Raw genomic sequence first — 7,511 nt, forward strand, 5'->3', positions numbered from 1 at the left:
CCAGGTGCTCACGTCGGTCCCGTTCGGCACCTGCAGATACAACCTGCTGACCGTCGAGGACCGCATCGAATGCATCGCGAAACCATCCTGGTGCCAGGCGTAGATGAGTTCGTCGGTCGACGGCGCAACATCGGCGAGCACACCGAGCCACGAGTACGGGTAGGTACGCTCCCAAACCTGACGGACGCTGTCCGGCATCGCCGCTCTGCTCGGTCCGAACGAGCCGTCGCACCCGGCGACGACGGACGCGTCGAGGCGGACCTGCTTCCCCGACGAATCGGTGAACGTGACGAAGGGCGAGTCACTTTCGACGTCGTGCAGGGCCGTATCGGTCACCTCGTAGTAGATCTGCTGGCCGGCTGCTTCGCGTGCCGCAACAAGATCCTTGGTCACCTCGGTCTGGCCGTAGACCCACACGCTGCGCCCGACGAGGTCCGTGAAGTCGATGTGGTGACGCTCCTGCGGCCACTGCAGGTAGATGCCCCGATGCTGCTGACCTTCGGCGTGCAGCCGGGTGCCGAGGCCGATGTCATCGAGAAGCTGGACGGTCGAGTGTTCGAGAATGCCCGCACGGATACGTGACAGCACGTACTCCTGCGATCTGGTCTCGATCAGAACCGATTCCACTCCCTGCTCGGCGAGCAGGTGGGAGAGGAGCAAGCCGGCCGGACCGGCGCCGATGATGGCAACTTCAGTTCGCATGCCCGTCAGTACACACTGTGTCTGCGGGCACACAAAGGCAATACTTCCACTCAGTGAAAATTGCGACGAATGCCGTTCGCCGCGACCTGCAACGCCGCGACCAGTGAGGCGCGGTCACGGCCAAGGTTCGGGACTACGATTCCGAGCGCCGCGACCACCTCGTCGTCGCGCCGACGAATCGGAACCGCCACCGAACACGCACCGAGAGTCATCTCCTCGACCGTCTTGGCATACCCGTCACGGTGCACACGACGGAGCTCGCTCGCCAGCGTGCCTGCGTGCACGACCGTGTACGGGGTGAGACGGGTCAACGAACCGAGCACGCGTTCCCGCACATCTGCGGGCGCGAACGCCAACAGCACCTTGCCCACCCCGGTCGCATGCAGCGGAAGGCGTGCACCGATGCGACTCACCGCGGGCACAGAGGCGTGTCCCGCGAGCCGGTCGAGGTACAGCACCTGGTCCCCGTCACGGATTGCGAGGTGAACCGTCGCGAGGGTCGCTCCGTAGATGTCGTGCAGAAACGGTGAGGCTACTTCCCTCAGATCGGACTGATCGGGCGCGAGCATGCCCAGCTTCCACAACCGCCGCCCGATGACGTACTCACCCGAGTCGGTACGGACAAGAGCGCCCCACTCCACGAGTTCGGCTACCAAACGGTGCGCGGTCGCCAGCGCCAGGCCGGACCCGTTCGCGATGTCCGACAGGGCAAGAGACGGGCGCGTCTCGTCGAAGACAGCAAGGATGGCGAGCAACCGCGACGACACCGATTGCCCCGGGTTCCTCGTGTTTCCCGCCACGGCACAACTTCATCACATCGACGACGCGGATCCCGCACTTTCCCGACGCTAGCGGCGGTGCACCATATCGTCGAGTACTGCCCGCCGGAGTTCGACGCGATCGTCGAACGGAACGACGACGTCGCCGAAGGTCTGGAATCCATCGCATCCACGCCCGACCGCGACGACCACGTCGCGATCGTCGGCCTGCGAAACCGCCAGCGCGAACGCTTTCCGGCGGTCGGATTCCACAACGACGGTAGCGTGCTTCGCCGATACCGCGCCGGCGGCGACGGCGTCACGTATGACGGCGGCGTCTTCGGAGAATGGGCTTTCGTCGCTGACGATGACGATGTCCGCTGCGGCGCCTGCGACCGCGCCGAGCGGGAAGCGCTTGCCCGGGTCGCGATCACCCGTCGCGCCCAGGACGATGATGATCTTGCCGGGAGTCAACGTGCGCAGATACGGCAACAGACACCGTTGCCCCGACGTGTTGTGCATGTAGTCGACTATCGCCAGAAAACTCTGTCCCTCGTCGATTCGCTCCAATCGGCCTGGGACGGTTCGCACCTTCTCGATTCCTCGCGCTGCAGCAGCGAGATCCACCGCGTTGGCGGCACAGAGGGCGAGCGCGGCCACTGCGTTGTGCACTTGATGGGGACCCAGCAACGGAAGGTGAATGTCGAACGTGCCGTGCGGTGTTCGTGCCTCGAATGCGGTGCCTGTTGTCGTGCACACGATGGAGTCGCCGAAGATGTCGGCGTTGGAATCGTGGGTCGAGAACGTCCAGCACGGCACCTCGACGGATGCAGCCAGTCGGCGGCCGTAGTGGTCGTCGATACCGATCGCTGCAGCCCGCGTTCGGTCCGCCTCGAAAAGCGCGGATTTGGCCGCGAAGTAGTCCTCCATCGAACCGTGAAAGTCGAGATGGTCGGGCCCGAGGTTCGTGAAGCCCATTGCTGCGAATTCGGTACCGTCGACCCTTCTCTGAGCGGCGGCGTGGGAGGACACCTCCATCGCGACTACGGTGGCGCCCTCGTCCCGAAATCGTGCCAACGATCGTTGCAGCGTGGCTGCTTCAGGGGTGGTGCGGGTCGAGACTGCCGTACTGCGTGGTCCGTCGGTCGAGATGCCCGTGATCGTTCCCACGCACTCGCCCGCCCCCGCAAGCGCAGCGCCGAGGAGATAAGCCGTACTCGTCTTGCCGTTCGTTCCGGTGATGCCGTACACACCCATCGTCGACGACGGGTACCCGTGCAGATGCGCGCTCAGCGGGCCCGCTGCACGTCGCGGATCCGGCACCACGATGGTCGGCAGGACAGAGCCGGGTCGATCGGAAAGGACGGCCACTGCACCGCGCGCGCGGGCCTGATCTTCGAAGTCGAGTCCATGAACATGACGCCCAGGAAACGCCAGATACAGGTCACCGGGTTCGACCGCCCGCGAGTCGTCATGGACGCCGGCGACGGCGATGCGACCCAACTCATGTGGGATCGACATGCCCAGCACAGCCGCCAGCTCGTCCAAGGTCACAGCCGACCGAGTCGTGGAAGCACTGCCTCCGGCCAGTCGAGCTGTGCTGCGGGTCATCGCACTTCCTACCCGGTTCGGACAACGCGGAAACCAGGCATTTCGCCGACGCTTGGCCAAGGCTCGAACGGGTACACGCCGTCGATGACTGCACCACAGATCGACAGAACGTCGCCGACGCCGCTGAAACGAGCCATCACAGGAAAGCTACTCTTCGTCTTCGTTCTCGGCGACGTTCTCGGTGCAGGCATCTACGCCTTGGTCGGCGAAGTCGCGGGCGAAGTCGGTGGTGCCGTGTGGGTTCCCCTCGCAGTCGCCCTTGCGATGGCAATGCTGACTGCCGCGTCGTCTGCCGAGTTGGTCACGAAATATCCGCGGGCAGGCGGTGCTGCAGTGTTCGCCGCCCGCGCGTACAGGTCGTCGCTCGTGTCGTTCCTTGTCGGCTTCTGCATGCTCGCCGCCGGCGTCACCAGCGCAGCGGGGCTTGCGCTGGCTTTCGCGGGCGACTATCTGGGCGTGTTCATCGAGGTCCCTTCGATAACGGCAGCGATCGTGTTCCTCGTCGTGGTTGCCGCACTCAATGCGCGCGGTATCACCGAATCGCTTCGCGCGAACGTCGTGATGACCGTGATCGAAGTATCCGGGTTGATCATCATCGTGATTCTCGCAGCGCTGGTCCTCGGTCGCGGAGACGGCGCACCCGAGCGGGTGATCGAGTTTCAGCAGGACACGACTCCGGCACTCGCAATACTCAGCGCCGCATTATTGGCCTTCTACTCGTTCGTCGGCTTCGAGACGTCCGCCAATATCGCCGAGGAGGTCGAGGACGTTCGGCGCGTCTACCCGCGTGCGCTGTTCACTGCGTTGCTGACAGCAGGACTTGTGTACGTACTGGTCGGCGTGGCGGTCTCGATAGTCGTACCGCCAGAACAGCTGTCCGCGTCGTCGGGTCCTCTGCTCGAGGTGGTTCGTGTCGCCGACGTCGGCATACCGCCGACGTTGTTCAGCGCCATAGCGTTGATAGCCGTCGCGAACGGTGCGTTGCTGACGATGATCATGGCGTCGCGGTTGACGTACGGCATGGCGAGGGAGGGGCTGCTTCCGCCTGCACTGGCCAAGGTGTTGCCCGGTCGCCAGTCGCCGTGGGCCGCGATCGTCGCGCCCACCGCCGTCGCGGTGATCCTGTGTGCCACCGGAAGTGTCGCGGCGTTGGCCGAGACTGTTGTGTTGCTGCTGCTCTTCGTCTTCGTCAGCACCAACGTGGCCGTGCTGGTCCTGCGACGGGACCAGGTCGCACACGACCACTTCCGTGCGCCGGCGGTGCTGCCCATCCTGGCCCTCGTCACGTGCGGGCTATTGCTCACCCAGCAGAGTGCTGATACCTGGATCCGGACCGGCATCCTGTTGATCGTCGGACTGCTGCTGTACGGGTTGACCCGCATCGTGTCCGTCCGACAACTCGCGTCCTCACAGGTGAATTGATCCTCGGCGCAGCATGTCCGAGCGCTTGCATGCTCCAACCTCCAGCTACACCGTGCCGTGTAAAGCGATAGCGGCGCCCACTGCCTCCGCGGCACCCGTTCAGGTCGCTCAGTTGACCCCGCTCATCGGTCTCGGTGGCGACGACAACCTCAGTGTTGGTTCCGCAGAACTGCCGATCGGTTTCGTCGACGAAACCATCACCGTTCTTGTCGATCAGGAGCAGCCCGGTGTGTCCTTCTTCGACGCGAGCAGTTGGTGCCCGTGCCAACTCGAGTGGAAGAACGAGGACACCGGAGCGACAGGCATTTCCATGGTCGGTACCGGCGCTCTCTTCCCCAAGGCGCCCACACGAGTCGTGACGGGATCGGGCCGAATCACCACGACCTCTTCCATTCCGTATGGCATCACGTTCCTCCCCGCAGTCGGCAGCTGGCAGGTTCCCTGACCCATCGAGGCAATGTGTGCCGCCCACAGGGAGTCTGCAGGTGACTTCGGTAGATTCGAACGATGTTCTTCCTGGCGTTCGCCGCTGCTCTGACGGTCGCGTCGGTCGTCAGTTTCATACGTGAGCCTCGACGGTTGTTCATCGGCCTGCTGGTGGTCACTGCGCTCATCGCATGGATGCTGGGCGCGCTGAGCCTGCTGGACCAATTGAACGTCGGCGTGGAGGCTGTACTCGTCGTCGCCCTCACCACCTTCATGTTCCTGGCCTTCGTTGCGCTCATCGGCGCGGCGGCGATCAATGGGGTGGTGGTCATCCGGCGCGAAGGACTACGGATGGCGACGGTACTTCCTCTCGCCCTCGCGGTGGTCACGGTGCTGGGTGTGGGGCTGCTGGTCGTGGTCTTCGCGGTGCTCGAGACGCACACCCTGCCGCTGCTGTTTCTCGCGTGCATGTGGACCGCGGTGTTGTTCGTGGTGGGTCTCGGTTTTCAGCTCGCGGCATTCACTGCGCACGCCGTGATCTACGGGCATATCGAACCGCCGACGGGCGCAGCCGCCGTCGTGGCATTGGGGTGTGGATTGGGTGCCGGCGGCGCCGTCACACCGCTGCTGGCGAGCCGTCTGGATCGGGCACTCGAGGTCTACGGCGCCGAAGCGAAGGCGGGAAACCAGCCCGCGTTGGTCGTTTCGGGCGGCCAGGGAACCGACGAATCGGTGGCCGAAGCTACTGCGATGAAGCGATATCTGAGCGCACAGGGCATTGCCGAGGACTTGATTCTGGCAGAAACGTCGTCGCGAACAACGCTCGAAAACCTCGTGCTGAGCAAGCAGCTACTGGACTCATCGGGTGTGGAATCCGAACCGATGATCGTCGTCACGAGCAACTTTCACGTCCTCCGCACCGCTGCATTCACCCGTGATCTCGGATTGGACGCCCACGTGACAGGAGCGCGCACTGCACGCTTCTACACACCGACTGCCTTCCTACGGGAGTTCGTGGCGATCCTGTGTCGCCATTGGAAGGCCAACGCCGGTGTGTCCCTCGGCATCTTTCTCGTCGTGCTGCTGTTGCAGCACATCGACTAGATGCGACTCAGTAGCTCTGCTGAATGATGGCCGCGACCTGGTCGCGGAGGCCCCTGACCACCACTACTTCTCCTGGGCTTGCTGGAATGCGGCCGCCACCATGCCGACGTCGTCGCCCACCTGGAAGACTCCGCGTGGAAGGTCGGGGAACACGGCGTTGCTCGTCGCGACCACGAAGAGCAACCGTCGATCGTCGCCCACGTCGAGATACCCCGACAGACCCTGAGTCGTCACGATCAAGCGCCCTGTCCCGGGTTCCACGTCAGCCGAGGTCGACGTCTTCCCGACGACTTTTCCCTTCGCCGGAGAGTCGACGCCTACACCGGACAGCGAGCCACGCTCACCCAGGATCGGCTGGCCGGCCCAGAACGTGTCCGCCCAAGGCTGTTGATTCACCCACTCGAACCAGGTAGCTACCGCTGTCGGAGTCGCAGACGACGGGTCACCGCCCTGGCCGTCCATGATCACGAAGTCCGACGCCGGTATTCCCGCCTCTGCAGCCAGATCACGGACTGCTGGAAGACCATCGGCGCACTGATCCGATCCCGTCGACGCTGCGAGCAAGCAGACGAATGTGTTTGCGCCGGTGTTGTAGCTGGTTGCGAGGATCATTTCGCCGGTCTCACCCAGTGGAGCCGATTCCAGTTCCGCCAACCGCAGGCCGTCTTGGTACGAGTCCTTCGGTGGAAGCGCGGCCGCGTCGTTGATCTTCGAGGTCGAGATCACCTCGACTCCTGCGCGCTGCAGGGCTTCGATGAAGAGTTGACGAGCCCAGCCCGCTGCGTCGGTGATACGGAAGACGGTCAACGACGACTTCCCCGCCGGGACCGAACCGGTTACCCGAATGATCGTCGGGTTCGTATCGTCCGCCGCGACCACCATCGTGGAATCACTGTCGGCAGCGCCTGTCGTCACCTGCGAGTCGATCGTGAAAAGACCGTTCCCCGGCAACATCCGAACGGTGGCCGGCTGACCCGGCTCTCCTGGCTCCGCCGAGATGTCGACGAGATTGTCGTTCACGAAAATCGACGGGACGAGGCCTTCGACCGTCTCGTACGTTTCCCACAGCCGCGGGTCGACGAGTACATCGCCGTCGATGCGCGTCACACCCGAGGCGAGGACCTGTTCGGCCAGGTCGTCGAGTCCGGCGAGCGGATCACCCGGCGCGAGAACCGCTCCGGGGATGGCGTCGGCGTAGACATGGTCGATTCCGTCGGTGGCGAAGTCGAACTTGCCCTCGGCGGCGTTGCGGCCCCCGAGCGCAAGATCGCCGGATCCGACCAACACAAGGTCACCGGTCAGGGTGCCGCCCGCCGGTGCAGCAGTGGCGTAGACCGGCGTCGTGATCTTCTCGTCGGTACCGAGCTCGTCGAACGCTGTTCCGACGGTGAAGTGCTTCGTCTGCGAGGCGAGAAACATGAACGTGTCGGCCTGATTGCTGTAGATCACTTCGTCCGTCTCGGGGTCGATGACCAAGTACGACCACCG

Annotated in this window: 7 protein-coding genes; 3 read left to right on the forward strand and 4 right to left on the reverse strand. The window is 64.1% G+C overall.

What is annotated here, in order from left to right; genetic code table 11:
- The 3 genes from A2J03_RS13280 to A2J03_RS13290 form a co-directional block, all read right to left on the reverse strand.
- Window positions 1–702 (reverse strand): FAD-dependent monooxygenase (locus tag A2J03_RS13280; protein ID WP_156520366.1); only part of this gene is annotated, 702 nt, incomplete at its 3' end.
- Window positions 703–752: 50 nt separating this feature from the next.
- Complete coding sequence (locus tag A2J03_RS13285) at window positions 753–1,502, reverse strand: IclR family transcriptional regulator (RefSeq protein ID WP_068374558.1); 750 nt, start codon at window positions 1,500–1,502, stop codon at window positions 753–755.
- 48 nt (window positions 1,503–1,550) lie between these two features.
- Complete coding sequence (locus A2J03_RS13290; protein ID WP_068374560.1) at window positions 1,551–3,071, reverse strand: Mur ligase family protein; 1,521 nt, start codon at window positions 3,069–3,071, stop codon at window positions 1,551–1,553.
- 84 nt (window positions 3,072–3,155) lie between these two features.
- On the opposite strand from A2J03_RS13290, the gene A2J03_RS13295 reads away from it, so the two are divergent.
- The 3 genes from A2J03_RS13295 (at window position 3,156) to A2J03_RS13305 (ending at window position 6,023) form a co-directional block, all read left to right on the forward strand.
- Complete coding sequence (locus tag A2J03_RS13295) at window positions 3,156–4,493, forward strand: APC family permease (RefSeq protein ID WP_068374563.1); 1,338 nt, start codon at window positions 3,156–3,158, stop codon at window positions 4,491–4,493.
- 13 nt (window positions 4,494–4,506) lie between these two features.
- Window positions 4,507–4,938 carry a hypothetical protein gene (locus tag A2J03_RS13300; RefSeq protein WP_068374566.1) on the forward strand — a complete coding sequence of 144 codons (432 nt, stop codon included), beginning with the start codon at window positions 4,507–4,509 and terminating at the stop codon, window positions 4,936–4,938.
- A 62-nt stretch (window positions 4,939–5,000) separates the two neighbouring features.
- Window positions 5,001–6,023, forward strand: a complete 1,023-nt coding sequence (locus tag A2J03_RS13305; protein WP_068374569.1) for a YdcF family protein — start codon at window positions 5,001–5,003, stop codon at window positions 6,021–6,023.
- Window positions 6,024–6,086: 63 nt separating this feature from the next.
- Here A2J03_RS13305 and A2J03_RS13310 read toward each other — a convergent pair.
- Window positions 6,087–7,511, reverse strand: a 1,425-nt coding sequence (locus A2J03_RS13310; protein ID WP_082897810.1) for a D-alanyl-D-alanine carboxypeptidase/D-alanyl-D-alanine-endopeptidase, incomplete at its 5' end; no start/stop codon positions are given.

It is taken from the genome of Rhodococcus sp. EPR-157, from assembly GCF_001647195.1.
GTDB lineage: Bacteria > Actinomycetota > Actinomycetes > Mycobacteriales > Mycobacteriaceae > Rhodococcoides.